General features: G+C 60.2%; 18 protein-coding genes. 10 read left to right on the top strand and 8 right to left on the bottom strand.

Translation table 11 applies throughout. The annotated features are described in order from the left end of the window. Window positions 1-3 precede the first annotated feature (3 nt). The 5 genes from ACR9ZQ_RS06005 to ACR9ZQ_RS05985 all read left to right on the top strand — a co-directional run bounded on the left by ACR9ZQ_RS06005 (window position 4) and on the right by ACR9ZQ_RS05985 (window position 3,327). Entirely contained in the window at window positions 4-393 is a 390-nt protein-coding gene (locus ACR9ZQ_RS06005) for a limonene-1,2-epoxide hydrolase family protein (RefSeq protein WP_481427239.1), read from the top strand. A gap of 227 nt (window positions 394-620) precedes the next feature. Further along, the gene (locus tag ACR9ZQ_RS06000; protein ID WP_481427238.1) at window positions 621-1,760 is read left to right on the top strand and encodes an epoxide hydrolase family protein; all 1,140 of its coding nucleotides are present in this window, start codon (window positions 621-623) and stop codon (window positions 1,758-1,760) included. A gap of 105 nt (window positions 1,761-1,865) precedes the next feature. Beyond that, complete coding sequence (locus tag ACR9ZQ_RS05995; RefSeq protein ID WP_481427237.1) at window positions 1,866-2,225, top strand: alcohol dehydrogenase catalytic domain-containing protein; 360 nt, start codon at window positions 1,866-1,868, stop codon at window positions 2,223-2,225. Then, window positions 2,222-2,689: a quinone oxidoreductase family protein gene (locus tag ACR9ZQ_RS05990; RefSeq protein ID WP_481427236.1), complete on the top strand. Its 468-nt coding sequence runs from the start codon at window positions 2,222-2,224 to the stop codon at window positions 2,687-2,689. Before ACR9ZQ_RS05995 ends, ACR9ZQ_RS05990 begins: the two co-directional genes overlap by 4 nt. Window positions 2,690-3,003: 314 nt before the next feature. Next, on the top strand, window positions 3,004-3,327 hold the full coding sequence (locus tag ACR9ZQ_RS05985; protein WP_481427235.1) for a hypothetical protein: 324 nt from the start codon (window positions 3,004-3,006) through the stop codon (window positions 3,325-3,327). A gap of 149 nt (window positions 3,328-3,476) precedes the next feature. Here ACR9ZQ_RS05985 and ACR9ZQ_RS05980 read toward each other — a convergent pair whose 3' ends face one another. From ACR9ZQ_RS05980 to ACR9ZQ_RS05970, 3 genes are read right to left on the bottom strand one after another with little or no spacing between them, the layout of a single operon-like run. After that, a complete protein-coding gene (locus ACR9ZQ_RS05980) occupies window positions 3,477-4,061 on the bottom strand; it encodes a dioxygenase family protein (protein WP_481427234.1) in 585 nt (194 codons plus the stop codon). A 53-nt stretch (window positions 4,062-4,114) separates the two neighbouring features. Further along, window positions 4,115-5,197, bottom strand: coding sequence for an aldo/keto reductase (locus ACR9ZQ_RS05975; protein ID WP_481427233.1), 1,083 nt, complete (start codon window positions 5,195-5,197; stop codon window positions 4,115-4,117). A 25-nt stretch (window positions 5,198-5,222) separates the two neighbouring features. Next, window positions 5,223-6,215: an MBL fold metallo-hydrolase gene (locus tag ACR9ZQ_RS05970; RefSeq protein ID WP_481427232.1), complete on the bottom strand. Its 993-nt coding sequence runs from the start codon at window positions 6,213-6,215 to the stop codon at window positions 5,223-5,225. 167 nt (window positions 6,216-6,382) lie between these two features. Between ACR9ZQ_RS05970 and ACR9ZQ_RS05965 the strand changes: the two genes are divergently transcribed. Then, complete coding sequence (locus tag ACR9ZQ_RS05965) at window positions 6,383-7,297, top strand: LysR family transcriptional regulator (protein WP_481427231.1); 915 nt, start codon at window positions 6,383-6,385, stop codon at window positions 7,295-7,297. A gap of 99 nt (window positions 7,298-7,396) precedes the next feature. Here the strand turns inward: ACR9ZQ_RS05965 and ACR9ZQ_RS05960 are convergent, their stop codons facing one another. After that, the gene (locus tag ACR9ZQ_RS05960; RefSeq protein ID WP_481427230.1) at window positions 7,397-7,945 is read right to left on the bottom strand and encodes a lipocalin-like domain-containing protein; all 549 of its coding nucleotides are present in this window, start codon (window positions 7,943-7,945) and stop codon (window positions 7,397-7,399) included. 35 nt (window positions 7,946-7,980) lie between these two features. After that, window positions 7,981-8,778 (bottom strand): SDR family oxidoreductase, encoded by a 798-nt coding sequence (locus ACR9ZQ_RS05955; protein ID WP_481426692.1) that lies wholly within the window; start codon window positions 8,776-8,778, stop codon window positions 7,981-7,983. A gap of 95 nt (window positions 8,779-8,873) precedes the next feature. Between ACR9ZQ_RS05955 and ACR9ZQ_RS05950 the strand changes: the two genes are divergently transcribed. Next, window positions 8,874-9,773, top strand: coding sequence for a LysR family transcriptional regulator (locus ACR9ZQ_RS05950; protein ID WP_481426691.1), 900 nt, complete (start codon window positions 8,874-8,876; stop codon window positions 9,771-9,773). A 102-nt stretch (window positions 9,774-9,875) separates the two neighbouring features. Here ACR9ZQ_RS05950 and ACR9ZQ_RS05945 read toward each other — a convergent pair whose 3' ends face one another. The 3 genes from ACR9ZQ_RS05945 to ACR9ZQ_RS05935 all read right to left on the bottom strand — a co-directional run bounded on the left by ACR9ZQ_RS05945 (window position 9,876) and on the right by ACR9ZQ_RS05935 (window position 12,018). After that, window positions 9,876-10,205 (bottom strand): Atu4866 domain-containing protein, encoded by a 330-nt coding sequence (locus ACR9ZQ_RS05945; protein ID WP_113322633.1) that lies wholly within the window; start codon window positions 10,203-10,205, stop codon window positions 9,876-9,878. A gap of 102 nt (window positions 10,206-10,307) precedes the next feature. Continuing rightward, complete coding sequence (locus ACR9ZQ_RS05940) at window positions 10,308-10,862, bottom strand: nuclear transport factor 2 family protein (protein WP_131622108.1); 555 nt, start codon at window positions 10,860-10,862, stop codon at window positions 10,308-10,310. A 97-nt stretch (window positions 10,863-10,959) separates the two neighbouring features. Continuing rightward, window positions 10,960-12,018: an aldo/keto reductase gene (locus ACR9ZQ_RS05935; RefSeq protein ID WP_481427229.1), complete on the bottom strand. Its 1,059-nt coding sequence runs from the start codon at window positions 12,016-12,018 to the stop codon at window positions 10,960-10,962. 95 nt (window positions 12,019-12,113) lie between these two features. Here ACR9ZQ_RS05935 and ACR9ZQ_RS05930 point away from each other — a divergent pair, with 95 nt between their 5' ends. The 3 genes from ACR9ZQ_RS05930 to ACR9ZQ_RS05920 all read left to right on the top strand — a co-directional run bounded on the left by ACR9ZQ_RS05930 (window position 12,114) and on the right by ACR9ZQ_RS05920 (window position 14,459). Then, window positions 12,114-13,004, top strand: a complete 891-nt coding sequence (locus tag ACR9ZQ_RS05930) for a LysR family transcriptional regulator (RefSeq protein ID WP_481427228.1) — start codon at window positions 12,114-12,116, stop codon at window positions 13,002-13,004. 191 nt (window positions 13,005-13,195) lie between these two features. Beyond that, on the top strand, window positions 13,196-13,645 hold the full coding sequence (locus tag ACR9ZQ_RS05925; protein WP_481427227.1) for a MarR family winged helix-turn-helix transcriptional regulator: 450 nt from the start codon (window positions 13,196-13,198) through the stop codon (window positions 13,643-13,645). 4 nt (window positions 13,646-13,649) lie between these two features. Then, complete coding sequence (locus ACR9ZQ_RS05920) at window positions 13,650-14,459, top strand: NAD-dependent epimerase/dehydratase family protein (protein WP_481427226.1); 810 nt, start codon at window positions 13,650-13,652, stop codon at window positions 14,457-14,459. The last annotated feature ends 121 nt before the right edge of the window (window positions 14,460-14,580 follow it).

Below are 14,580 nucleotides of genomic sequence, written 5' to 3'. Positions count from 1 at the left end.
ACCATGTCCACCAACCCTATCGATATCGCCACCACTTTCTTCGGCCACTGGACGGCAAATCGCATTGAGGACGCCCTTGCGATGCTGTCGGATGACGTCCTTTATGACAACGTGCCGCTGCCCAATATCGTAGGGAGAGACAACGTTCGCAAATTCCATGAGGACTTCGGGGTTGGAACGGCGTTCAGGGTAGACTGGGCTGTGACCAACATCGCGGCATCGGGGAATCTTGTTCTCAACGAGCGGATCGATGTGTTCACCCATGAAAGTGGCGCGACGATCACATTGCCGGTTATGGGTACCGTCACCGTCGAGAACGGGGAAATCACTGTCTGGCGCGACTATTTCGATCTGGCCGACTTCGAGAGGCAGGTCTCACTTCTCAAGAGATAGCCAGATCTCAAACCCGCTGCCGTGGAGCCGCGGCGGCATTGTTCCTGCCGGCATGCCGCGCTCGAAGGCAAGGTGCTTTGGTGACTGACGAAGCCGTACCTGTCTTCCCGGCGATCGCCCGGGCAGGTCCGTGGCTCCCGTAACACGGATATCGATAGAAATGACGCGGTGTTTCTAGGAATTCGCCGCAATAGAGCGGTTTCGTTTCAGTCTAAGCGGAGAACATCATGATTTTACCCTACACGATCAACATCCCTGACGAACGGCTCGCCACGATCAGAGCCAAGGTCGAGGCTTATGACTGGAGCCAGCTGCCGGATGCGGGAGGCTGGTCGGCGGGGGTCGGGGTTGATGACCTCAAGCGGCTCGCCGCTTATTGGCGGCACAGCTATGACTGGCGTGCGGTCGAACGGCGCCTCAACGCACTCCCCAACTTCACGGCCGACGTGGAAGGCGAGCACCTCCACTTCGTTCATGTAAAGGGCGACGGCTCCAAGCCGCCCGTCCTGCTTCTCCACGGCTGGCCGGGCTCGTATCTCGAGTTCGAGCGGCTCTTGGAGCCGCTCGCAGCGGACGGGCACGATGTTGTCGTCCCCTCGCTTCCTGGCTTCGCGTTCTCCAACCCGATCACGGGCCCGATCGGCCCGCGGCGGGCTGCTGCGCTCCTGCATGGGCTGATGATCCAACTGTTCGGCGACGCGCGGTATTTCATTCAAGGGGGCGATTGGGGCCACGGCATCGCGATCTGGGCAGCGCATGATCGACCGGACGCTCTGCTCGGCATCCATATCAACATGATGACCGTGTGTGCGAAGGATGCCGCTCCGACGACCGGCGAGGAGAAGTCCTTCGCCGCCAAGCGGGCCGCGATCGCCGATCGGGAGAGCGCCTACTTTCACGAGCAGGCAACCCGTCCGCAGACGCTCGGCGTCGCGATGGCCGACAGCCCGGTCGGAGCGGCGGGCTGGATACTCGAAAAGTTCGGCAAGTGGGCCGATCTTCCGACAACTGCCGATGGCGACCCGGACATCTGGAGCAAGTTTTCCGAGGAGGTACTTCTCACCAACATCATGCTCTACATCGCGCCGGCATCGTTCGTAACTGCAACCTGGATCTACTACGGCAGCCGGCTTGAAGAGTCGCGGATGCTTCCGGCCGGCACCCGCATCCAGGTACCGACCGGCTTTGCGGCCTTCCCCGATCCGGTGTTCTCGCCGCCGCCGCGCTCGTTCGCGGAGAAGACCTACAATATCGTGCATTGGACCGAGATGCCGCGGGGCGGGCATTTCGCGGCGCTGGAAGAGCCGGAACTGATGCTGGCCGACCTGCGCGCCTTTATCGCGACGGTGTCGGCAGCGAGCTCCTGAAGGTAAAAGTAGCTTTCGGCCCTCAATCGCGCGGTACTCGGCCTGCTCTTGGTCCCGGCCAGGACGTTAGGCGTCCCCACACAGTACAGTTAACAAGGAAAGCCAATGAAGGCCGCAGTTTATCAATCACCCGGCGCTCCTGAAGTCCTGCGCTACATCAACGTTGCAGATCCAACCTGCCCGACAGACGGTGTCTTGATCAAGGTCGAGGCAATCTCTGTCGAGGGGGGAGATCTCATCAACAGGGCCTCCTCGCCTCCGCCTGATCCAGGCGGGATCGTCGGATACGCAGCCGCAGGCGAGGTCATCGCTGTCGGCCCTGATGTGCGTGATCGCTTCATCGGACAGAAAGTTACGTCGTTCGACATGCACGGGTCGCATGCAGCGCTGCTCGCGGTCGCATCAAACAGAACGGCGTGGGTGCGGCCGCTATCCAACTGGCCAGCAGGAACGGGGCAGAGGTGATCGCAACCGTTTCCGGAGCAGAGCGGGTCGCAAAATTGAAAAATCTCGGTCTGACCCATGCGGTTGACCATCGTCAGACGAACGTCCACGATACGCTTATGCACCTTACCGATAGTCGGGGTGTTGACCTCGTCATTGATCCTATAGGCTCGACTTTACGGACCTCGCTCTCAGTATTGCGGCCGGGGGGGCGCCTCGTGTTTGTCGGAAATGCTGGACGTTCATCTCTTGAAGTCGATCTGTGGCCAGCTTTGCAAGCAAACCAGACTCTGGTTGGTGTTTTCATGGGAACGGAGCTCGACAAGCCAGACGTTCACGCATCCGTCGCCCACATGTTGAAGAGGGCCGCAGCAGGTGAACTTGAGGTGCTTATCGATCGTACGTTCTCTCTTGCAAATGTGGCGGACGCACATGCCTATGCCGAGAACAACTCGGTACTCGGGCGGGTGATCCTTCGCCCTTGAAGAGGACGACACAGCGAAACCACGCTGCGCGGCTGTTGTAACCAACGGGCATGCACATTCCCTGACGTTATTTGAAGGCCCGATCAGCCCAGAGCAAGCCACCAGTGCGATAGCCAGAGAGCAGAACATCCAAAGGAATCAATCAAATGCTTGTTTCAGGTAACTCAAGGGTCCCTCTGCTGTTACAGTCATCCTCCCGCTCTCCGGAACAAGACACAGTCCGGGAAGCGCAAGAAGGAAAAGCGAGTGGGAACGTCCCCACTGTCTCTCTTGATTCGCGGCACAGTTCGAAGCTCGCGGACGCCCTCTGGTCGATGGAGAGCAACGGTGTTGTATTGGACCAAAAGCCGCAACGCATCGCGCTTAACAAGGATGAGAAGCCCGATGCAGGTGACGAGTTCCTGAAGGTGTCTAATATGACGCCGGCGGAACGCATCCGTTACTTCTTTCTGAAAGACCGCGAGCTTAGTGAAGACAAACTGGCTGCGATGAGCCAGAAGGATCGAGAGGAAATCGAACAACGAATCAAAGAGATAATTCTTCAACAACTCGGGTTGGAAGACGAGGACGGCAAGCCTGCCGATGCTCCCCAGCCCGCGCCAGAGGGCGATCCGGTATCCGTCGAGGCGACACGGTAAGGCTTGGTCAAGTTGTGTTTTAGTAGCGCGATCGCCTGAATGATGACGGCTGAACGCAGCGAGACATGAGCGGTCGATAGTAAGCCCGAGCTATCGTGACCGGCCGAAGTAGGCTCTTCGTCCGGGCTCGTTCGAGAGCGGTACCTTCTTCAGATCACGAAATCGAACCGTCCAAACTTTCCGTCATAGGTTTGCTTGATCTCCAGGAGGAGTGCCTCGTCAAAAAGCCGGTCTCCGGCATTTCTGGGCTCGCCTGGAAAATAGAGCTGGGTGGTGAGGACCCGCCCACCGGGACGCTGGACCTTTAAATGGAAATGCCGCGTGCGGCCAGGATAAAGCGCAGGCACGATGGTGTTGAACCACCAGCGCCCTTGGGCGTCGGTGAACTGGTGGCCGCGCAGACGGAAACCCACGCTGTCGTAGTCGCCGTTCTCGTCCGCGTGCCAGATTTCGACGAGACTGCCGCCGAGCGGCCGGCAGCGATTGTCGAGCACGAAACCCGCGACGGTGACCCGCTCGCCATTGAGCGCGGCGGGATAAAGATCCCGCTCGAGCGGCGAGTTCGGCCTGAAGAAGGGACCGGCTTCCCGTTCGAGCGTCAGTTCGTCTTCATCGTCACATGCTGGCGTCAACGGCAGTTCGGGAGCGGCCTGCGCAAACGCCCTGTTTCTCGCCACGTCGATGAGGGGCAACGTCAGAAAGGCCGTCAGAAGCGAACGTCTGGTGGAAGGCAAGGCGGATCTCCCAGTGAATGTTCCAACGTGATGGCGGGTTAACTGACGGGTCGTTACTGCAGGCGCTGTGCGGCATTCGCCTGTGCTTCCCGGATCAGGCCGGAATACATCTTTTCTTTGCCCGGGTACCACGGCATCGTGGCGATGGAGCCGAAGCCAGGAATGGTTTCCATATGTGCGACCATACGGGCACGCATGCGCTCGTCGGGAAGCGGGCCTGTCATCGCCTGGACATTGTCGCTCATGTGATCGGGGTTGGACGTGCCGCACAGCACGGTGCTGACCGCGGGATGCGCCATGACCCACTTCAGGAAGAACTGCGCCCAGCTGGTCGCCCCGAACTCCTGCGCAAAGCCGGGGAGCGGCTGCCCCTCGACCACCTTCATCAGGCGGGCCTTTTCGAGCGGCAGATTGATCAGGACGCCAACGCCCTTGTCGGCGGCGGCCGGGAGCAGGCGGCGCTCGGCATCGCGGTTGAAGATCGAGTAGTTCGTCTGAATGAAGTCGACCTCGTCGCGCTGGACAATCGCCAATAACTGGTCCTGTGCCACCGACTCGTGATGGGTCACGCCGACATGGCGGATGAGGCCCTCCTTCTTCCAGGCCTTCATCAGCGGGATGACGACTGGCGCATTGGTGATGCTATGGCATTGCATGAGATTGATCGCGGCGCGCCAGGTCCGCATGCGCGATTGCCGAAAGTTTTCGACGGCGTGGCTTTCGTCTCCGAGATATTCTCCTGTCGACCAGACCTTGTTGGCGAGGAACATCTCGTCGGATCCTTCAAATTCGCCCATAAACTGGCCGACGCTGACTTCGGCCGAGCCGTAGAGCGGCGATGTGTCGACCACGCGACCGCCCGCGGCGACGTACCGTTCGAAGACCTGCCGAAGAGCGTCGCGGCGATCGCCGGGCTTGAGGTCGAAGGTCAGGAAGGTGCCGAGGCCGAGGGCCGTGACACGCTCGCCGGTACGCGGCAAGGTGCGGGTCAGCACGTCCGGGTTTGATCCCGTGGTCGGCGACGCAACATTCGTTTCCTGGGCTTGCGCCGTGGCGTGAGCGGCGAGTGCCAGCCCTGTTGCAGCCGCACCCATCGTGCCGAGGAAGCCGCGCCTATTGATATTCGACTGGTCCATGGGATCTCTCCTGTTTCGTTAACCGTCAGAACTGCCAGTTGGCGGGAACCCAGGCGTAGCCGCCATCGGTCTTCAGCATCCGGCCAAGACCAGGGAATGGATAGTGGAAGCCAAGCACGGGCATGCGCTCGGCAGCCGCCCTGTCGAAGATGCGCCGACGGGAGGAAAGAGCCGTCTCCTTGTCGCGGTCCGGGCCGGGAAGCCAGGGATTGTCGACATTGACGACAGGGTGATAGGCAAGGTCTGCCGTCAGCAGCAACTGGTCGCTCCCTGAATGGACGAGGAAGGTCGCCATGCCCGGCGTATGCCCGAAGGCGGCGATCGTCGTCAGACCCGGCACGATCTCGGCGCCGGCTTCATAGAGCTCGACATCGTTCATGAACGGCTGGAGGCTGTTCTTGATGTTCGCTGCGAAGCGCAGGCGGAATTCTTCCGGGACCGGCATGTAGGAGAGGTCCGGATCGGTTCGGACGAAGAAGTCCCAGTCTGCCTTCGGAACGAATACAGTGGCGCGGGGAAAGGCCTTGCTGCCGTCTGCGGTTCTCAGATTGCCGACATGGTCGGGATGGGTGTGGGAGATGACGATCGCGTCAACGTGCGAAGGACTGAGGCCGATCGCCGCGAGGTTATCGAAGATGCGCCCGCCATTCGGGCCCATGGTCTTGCCCGCGCCAGCCTCGATCAGAATCCGCCGGCCGCCGGTCTCGATCAGCAGCGTGTTGAGATTGAGCGTCATGTGGTCGGTCGGCAGAAATGCTTGCCGCAGGACCTCCTGAAGCTCGGCTTCCGGCGCGTTGCTTGCATAGACGCGGGGCGGGCCACCAATCACACCATCGCTCAAGACAGTCGCGCTGATGTCGCCAACGCGGAAACGGTAGTGACCAGCATTGCTGCTCACCGAAGACGCGGCCTGCGCGTTGGCCCTGCCAGAGCCACCCAGGCTTGGGATGAGCACGCTTGATGCGCCTACGACGGCGGACAGCATGATGGCTCGTCGGTTGAGAGTGAAGGCATTCATCGGTTTCTCCTTCTTCATTGGGTGCGCTCCGCTTCGTTTTCCTGGATCGGACATGGCCGGCAAAAGGAATTTGCCAGGACGCGAACTTAATCCGCACAACCATGACATGGGGCGATTGATCTGATAACCTGCGTTAAGTTTATCAGCTTGATTAGAAATACTTCTCAATGGACCCTATTCGTCTGGACAGCTTCGATGTATTCGTGGCCATCGTGCGCTGTGGCGGTTTCCGCGCCGCAGCACTCGAGCGAGGGGTCTCGTCATCGGCCTTGAGCCAAACGATGAACGCCCTGGAAGAGGCTCTTGGTATCCGGCTCCTCAATCGAACGACGAGGAGCGTGTTCCCGACGGAGGCAGGACAGCGCCTTCTTGAGCGTCTGGCGCCTGCGTTGAGCGACATCCGGCTCGCCATAGCGGAGGTCGACGATTTACGGGACAGTCCGTCCGGGACTCTCAGGATCAACGCTCCCGCACCGGCCGTCGATCATTTTCTATGCCCGCTCGTATTGGACTTCATGGATGCCTATCGCGAGGTGAGGATCGAGATCATTAGCGATGCGGCCGTCATCGATATCGTGGAACAGGGGTTCGACGCCGGTGTCAGGTTCGGTAAGCAGCTGGCGCAGGACATGATTGCGCTGCCGCTTGGACCCGCGCTTCGTTATGCAATCGTCGCTTCACCTGACTATATCGCGAGGTGCGGACGGCCGCAGACGCCGCATGAACTCGGCGACCACGATTGTGTACGGCGTCGTTTCCCGGGTGGCACGCTCGTCACCTGGCGGTTCAACGAGGGCGGCGAAGATATCGAAGTTACGCCGACGGGCCGCCTGACGGTCAGCTCTGCGCACAATGAACTGCAAGCGGCACTTGCGGGCAGAGGCATCGCCCATGTCTTCGACGACTACGCCAAACCGTATATCCAGAGCGGCCGGCTGGTGGAGCTTCTGTCCGACTGGAGTCCCACCTTGCCACACTGGTTCTTATACTACCCCAGCCGCCGTCTTCCCAGTGCAGCCATGCGGGCGTTTCTGGACTATATGAGGAACTATGATTGGGGGAAGACGAAGTCTCCAACCTAATTCGATTTGACAAGCATCCAGTTAGCCGAACGGAGAGCGCGGTATATCAAGTCTTGTGAGACCCCTGCTGCTCAACTGCAGAGGAGCGCCAACTGTGCATCATTTGACACGCTGCCATTCGATTCTGATTTCAGTGCCTTCGGGCCTGCGGAATTGTTCGGTCATGCGGTCGCCGTCAACGATAAGCGTAAGATCATCACGTGTTCGTACGCTGCCGACCCAGTTCGGAAATGTTGCGCCTTCGACGCGGTTGCCGCTGAACTCGCCCTTCTCATCGACCGTGTAGGTGCCGAAGAACCCGATACTGCGTGACATGGCCGTGCGATTTTCATCATCTGTCCCCTCACCGCGAGCATTGGAAACAAACCGCGGGACGTCAGCGTCGGTAAGGACTTCGACGAAGTGCATGTCGGGAGTGAAGACGAGAAGACCGTTGGGGTTTTCTCCATAGGCGGCGATATTTTGCCCGCCGGGATCGATCGTCGCCGACATCATGCGCCAGGTGCCTACGACCTGGTTTTCTGTAGCGGTCTGCGCGAAGGCAGAGGACGAAATGATTAAGGCGAGAACCAATATAGCTGATCGAACGGACATTTTGTTTCCTTTCGTGTTCGAGGTCGGTGTCCCCGTGCCGCTGCTGCGGTTCACAGGTTCTGTCGGTCGGCGGAATTCGCCGCTTCTCGCTATGCCTCAAGAGCATGCAAGCGCGCGGAAAGCGCCTGTGAAATAGAGGAATAAGCCGTGCTACCCAGCGCCAGCCGCAGTGGCGGTGTTTCGCTCTCGGCGGCCGACAGGATTGCGGCTACGGTGCGCGCCGCATCTCCCCTGATCTCGAAGCTGCCCTCAGCGATCGCCCGGCGAACGGCGCCGGCAGGGGTCTCATTGTAGGCATCCATCGGTGTTGCGCTGACGAGATTGGCTCCGAAATTCGTGCCGGTCGGTCCCGGCTCTGCGATAATGAAGTCGATACCGAAAGGCGCCACTTCCTGTGCCACGGCCTCGACAAAGTCCTCGATGCCCCACTTGGTTGCATGATAGAGGCTGAAGCCCGGATAGGCGATCTGCCCTCCTTCGGACGAGACCTGGACGATACGCCCGCCGCCTTGCCTTCGAAGAAAGGGAAGTGCTGCGCGGATCAGATGGATGGATCCAGCAAGGTTGGTGGCTATGTGCCGGTCGATCTCTTCGTTTGTGAGTTCTTCTGCAGCACCGAATAGGCCATAGCCCGCGTTGCTGACGATCACGTCTATGCGGTCATGCCGTTGGAATGCATCTTTCACGGCCGAGGCGAGGCTCTGCGGCTCGACCAGATCGAGCGGCACGATATCCAGGCGTTCACGGTATTCCTGCTCGAGTTGCGTTATCAGCGCCCCTGGACGGCGGATGGTTGCAACCACCGTCTGCCCCTGCGCGAGCAACTGCTGCGTCATCTCGAAACCTAGCCCGGACGAAGCGCCGGTGATGAACCATGTCTTTGGCATGTGATCTCCTCGTCTGTTCGTCTCCGAATGTAGACGTGGACGATTGGTGATATAAGATTGGCAATGTGAGATGAGATGGTGAGGATAAATCACGAATGGTGCGCCCCAGCCTGAACGATCTTGCCGCCTTCGCGGCGGTGGCCAGCCACCGGAGCTTCCGCAGAGCGGCAGACGTCATGGGCGTTTCGCGCTCGGCTCTCAGCCATGCAATCATCGGACTGGAGGCAAAACTGGACGTGCGGCTCTTCAACCGGACGACACGGAGCGTGTCGCTGACCCAGGCGGGCGCTCGCCTGCTCGCGCGCCTCGATCCGGTCCTCCAGGAACTCGATCAGGCGCTCGATACCTTGTCGGAGGAACGCGGCACCCCGAGCGGCACACTGCGGATTAATGCAAACAAGAGCGGCGCGCGCATTCTCCTCGCAGAGGTCGTGCCGCGCTTCCTGGATCTTTATCCCGACGTCGAGCTTGATCTTGTTTCGGAAGGTCGGCTCGTCGATATCGTGGAACAGGGTTTCGATGCCGGAATACGCCTGCTGGAAACTGTCCCGAAAGACATGGTCGCGGTGAAGTTCGGTGGCGACGTGCGTTTCATCGCCGTGGCAGCACCTTCCTATCTGGACGGGAAAGCAGGACCGCACACGCCCGACGATCTTTATGCGCATTGCTGCGTCCGCCAACGTTTGCCGAGCGGAAAGCGCTATCGCTGGGAGTTTTCCAAACGCGGCGCCGAAGTCGCGATCGATGTGCCGGGCAACCTCACACTCGATGACAATGATCTTCTCGTGCAGGCGGCGGCGGACGGGCGCGGTATTGCCTATGTCCCGGAATACTTCGCCCAGCCGTTTCTGGGGTCCGGTCAGCTGGTGACGGTACTTGATGACTGGTGCCCGCCGACGCCTGGTCTGGCCCTCTATTACCCGCGCAGCCGGCACGTCCCATTCCCGCTTCGGGCCTTCATCGACCTCTTGCGAGAGGTGGACAGAACACGATGAGGGGACGACGGTGAATGGCATCCGCCCCCTCAGATGGATGTGGTAGACCCGCGGCACCCATCGCTTTTAGCCCTTTCGCATTGCGGATGCTCGCCTGGTATGTCAGGGCGTCGATGGCTTGCGCCGCAAGATCATGCCGCCATGGTGCAACGTGTTGGCATCGACGAAATCGCCGTCGGCAGTGAAGCCCGTGTCATCCCAGTACTCGATATGCGTTCCCTCGACTTCATAGCGGCCCTCATAGGCTCGCTCACGCTGACCGCGGGCCTCGACATAGCGTCCGCTTGGCAGAAGTTCATGGCGAACACGGTTGTCGTCGGTGACCCACATGCCAACGTAGGGGTGGTTCGGCTGCAAATTTGTCTCCTGTGCTTCTGCGGGTTGAAACGAAAGTGTGGCCGCTGTGATGAGTGCTGCAAATGGCTGTCGCATGGTCGGGCTCCGTTAAGCGTTACCGTTCTCAGTTTGGATCGCGCGTGGGTGCGCGGTGTCGGTTCGGCAGACACTCAGTTCTGCCGAAACCGCAGGCGTCGGTCATTGGGAACGTGGGGCGTTGTTGTCGACGACCTGCTGATAGGCAACGAGGTCCAGGAAGGCTTCCGCATTGACGACGAGGCCATCCTTCATCTTGAAGATCCAGACAAACTGGTTGCGATAAGGTGCGCCCGACGTCGTGGTCGCCGTCCCGTCGAAGCGGATAATGATGGTGTCGCCGTCGGCAAAGATGTCGTGCACCTCGGGCACGACCGGCGACGCAAGGCGACTGGTCAGAGGGCGCGATGCCTGTTCGATAAAATCCTTCTGGTTGCGATAGGTGCCGGCAACCGGTCCGGAGCCGTGGATCGTCCAGACGACGTCGGGAGCGAGAAGTTCCGCGAAGACATAGGTACCCCCGCGCCATTTTTCGAAGGCGGCTTCGACGATAGCCTTGTTCCGTTGCTCCATTGCGGCACTGTGCGGAGCCTGCATCTGCGTTGCTGCGGTGTTGGCAATGGCTGGGCCCGGCAGGGCGGGCGACAGCAATGCCAGTGTGATCAGAGCCGTTCGGCTTGCGCCGGCAATCCGGTTGTATGTCGGGAGAATGGTCATGGTATCGGTCCTTTCCTGTTGCTGAGGGCTTGATGGGACCTGTCGACCGACACTGAAGCTGAGTGCACCGTCGACAGGCCTCACGTCGTTTCCGCGGTCAGTCGCGGCGTTCGACGGCGGCACCGCCGAAAATCAGTTGTTGGACGAGGGGACGTTGCGTGAAGCGACCGGGAAAGACGGGGCTCGGTGCGCTGATCCGGTTCAGGCGATCCAGTTGTTCCGGTGCAAGTACCAGATCCAGCGCTCCAAGATTGTCCTCGGCCTGGGCGAGCGTCCGGGCGCCGATGATGGGGGAGACGACGGTCGGATTGGTCAGCGTCCAGGCAAGCGCCACCCGCGATGGCGTGGAGTTGGCCTCTTCGGCGACGGCTCGAACCTCGTCCGCAATCTCGATCGCACGTTGGTTCAGATGCCCCGACGAGGCGATGACGCCCTTGCGGCTGGCGGACACGGTCGCTTCTTGTAAATCTTCAACGTCGGCGAGGGAGTATTTGCCGGTGAGCACGCCACCGCCGAGCGGCGACCACGGAAGCACCCCGAGCCCCAAAGCCGTAGCTGCCGGCAGAAGCTCATGCTCGACGGTCCTCTCTACCAGGCTGTATTCGATCTGCAGCGCCACGAACGGAGACCAGTCTCTGATGTCGGCGAGCGTCTGCATCTGTGCAACGCGCCATGCAGGCGTATTGCAGATGCCGAGATAGAGGATTTTTCCCGTCCTGACGAGGTCGTCGAGCGCTCGCATGACCTCGTCAGGACGGGTCGTCATGTCCCACGCATGCAGATAAAGGAGGTCGATGCGATCCGTGCCGAGCTGCGTGAGGCTCTGCTCGAGGGAGCGCACCAAGTTCAGGCGGTGATTGCCGCCTGAGTTCGGATTACCCGGTTCCCGAGCCATTGTGAACTTCGTTGCAAGGACGACCCGCTCGCGCTTGTCGCCGATGAATGTCCCGAGCAGGCGCTCGGCGCCGCCGTCGGTGTAGTTGACCGCCGTGTCGATGAAGTTGCCGCCCCGCTCGACATAAAGATCGAAGATGCGGCGGGCCTCATTGCCGTCCGCGCCCCATCCCCAGTCCGAACCGAAGGTCATCGTTCCAAGGCTCAACGGCGAAACGCGCAAGCCCGAGCGTCCAAGAAGTTTATATTGATCAAGCGTCATATCGCTGTCTCCTGGTTGCGAGATCCAAGATAGACGCGCCAAGGAGAGCGAACAATTTGCCCAATGATGACCACTATGGTAACTAATTCTAACCAATGGCGATCGATCTGAATGGCATCTCTGTTTTCCTGGCAGTCGCCGAAGCGCGGAGCTTTCGCGTGGCCGCGGAGAATCTGGGCGTCACACGGCCAGCGGTCAGCCAGACGATCCGGCGTCTCGAAGATCGGCTAGGTGTGGCGCTCGTGCAGCGCACGACACGCAGCGTCAGTCTCACGGAGGCCGGCGAACAACTGTATCAGCGAGTGGCGCCGGCCATTTCCGAAGTCGGACTGGCGCTCGACGCGACGGCGGACCGCGACAGCGCACCGAGCGGACTGTTGAGGCTGGCGGTGTCATCCATCGCCGAGCAGTTCATCTCCGGGCCGCTTCTGGCGCGATTTGCGGACACCTTTCCCGCTGTTCAGGTCGACGTGACTGTCACGGACGAGGAATTCGACATTGTCGCGGAAGGCTTTGACGCGGGGGTGCGCCTGGGCGAAGTCATTGATCAGGATATGATTGCCGTGCCCGTATCGGGCGATCAGCGTCAGGGCGCCTTCGCCGCCCCATCCTACATCGAACGCTTCGGCAAGCCTGAGCATCCTTCGGAGCTCGCCGCGCATCGGTGCATCGGCTGGCGACCAGCGCCACATAGCGCACCCTATCGCTGGGAATTCGGCGAAAACGGGCGCGAATTCGACGTGGCTGTCGACCCGCAGATAACCACCAACGACATGTGGCTTATGATCCGCACGGCCTGTGCCGGCGGCGGCATTACCTTCGGTATGGAAGACACGTTCAAACCCTATGTCGAATCCTGTCAACTGGTCCCTCTGCTTCAGGACTATTGCCCGCCGTTTGCCGGCTTCTTTCTTTATTACCCCAGCCGGCGCAATCTCGCTCCCAAGCTTCGGGCGCTCGTCGATCATGTGAAGCGGTGGCGATAACGCCACCAGCGACGTCGTCGTCATCACAGTCATTGCCGACCTGATCGCGTCGCTTACGTCTAAGACGGCTGTCCAGCTTTCTGGCCCGTCCCCTTGAGATCGCTTCATCCGATCCGACAGCATCGAGCCTTGACATTCGTTCGCTACCTTGCGATTATCGTATGGTAGCGAACGAATAAACAGGCCGTTTCATGCATGATCAGGCGGACACCAAAGACCTTTCCGTGGGAGCATGGACGAAGCGATGTTACTTCGCGGGCCGGGCCCTCATGGACGAGCGCCTGCGGCCATTCGATCTCGGATCCACGCAATGGTATGTCCTCTGGTATCTCGTCAACAACGGCCCGTCCGTCCAGCGTGATCTTGGTCACGCACTCGAATTGGAACGCGCCACCTTAAGCGGAATCATCGCCACGCTCGTCCGCAAGGATCTGATTGCGCAGACGGCGGACGGAGGCGATCAGCGTCAACGTCTGCTGACATTGACAGCTGGCGGCGAGGCGCTGTGGCGCCGGATCCCTGATCTTTCTTTCATTCACGATGCTGCCTTCGGCGGGATCGACGAGGCCGATCTGGCCACGACCATCCGTGTCCTCAAATCAGCGACCGAACGACTGCAGACCCTGTTGAGAAAGGATTGAGCAAATGTCCGTATTGATCACCGGAGCCACCGGGCTCGTTGGCGAGCGACTTCTGCCGCGGTTGGTGGACACCGGCTACGCTTGCCGAGCCCTGCTCCGGCCGGGCAAGAGCTGCCCTGAAGAAATTGATGCCGTGACGGGCGATATTCTCGACCCTTCAACCCTGGCGAACGCCGTCCAAGGGGTTTCCGCAATCGTGCATCTTGCCGCTGTGTTTCGCACACAAGACACCGATTTCATCTGGAAAAGTAACCTCGATGGGACACGCAACTTGATCGCTGCGGTGAAGAGCCACGCTCCCGACGCGCGGTTCATCATGTCGAGCACCAGCCACGTCTACAACAAGGATAATCCGCATCCAGGAAGGGAAGACGACCCGGTCGATCCCGAGCACGCCTATCCCGCAAGCAAGGTTGCCGCGGAGAAAGAACTGCGCGAAAGCGGGTTGAACTGGTCCATCCTTCGCTTTCCCTTCGTCTACGGCGACGGTGACGGACATCTCCAATCTCTTCCCAAGCACGTCAGCGCCTGGCATCCGGCGCAACGCATGAGCACGATCCACCATCGTGACATCGCACAAGCAATAACGCTGGCGCTCAAAGGTGATTTCGATCGGCGCATCGTGAACTTGGCCGACGAGGCGCCCTCCTCGATCTACGAACTCGCGGGCATGGTGGGGAAGCGGTTGGACTCAAGTTGCGAGCCTCTCTCAAATCCCTGGTACCTGCATGTCGATACGTCCCTCGCCCGCAGCCTGGGTTTTCGCCCGAGTATACGTACGGTGCACCAAGCTTGGCATGAGGGACTTTTGTAAAGTCGTACCGTGGGCAAGCCCGGGCGGCTCGCTGGCCTAGCATTTAGCCAGGCAAAAACCGACCAAACCGCAAACAGCGGGTATCAATGCCGGCGATGTCACATTCGGGGACTATACAATG

It is taken from the genome of Rhizobium sp. KNZ14-9A (assembly GCF_056755015.1).
Note: the sequence above shows the minus strand (reverse complement) of the source record. Positions and strands in the feature narration are given on the sequence as shown.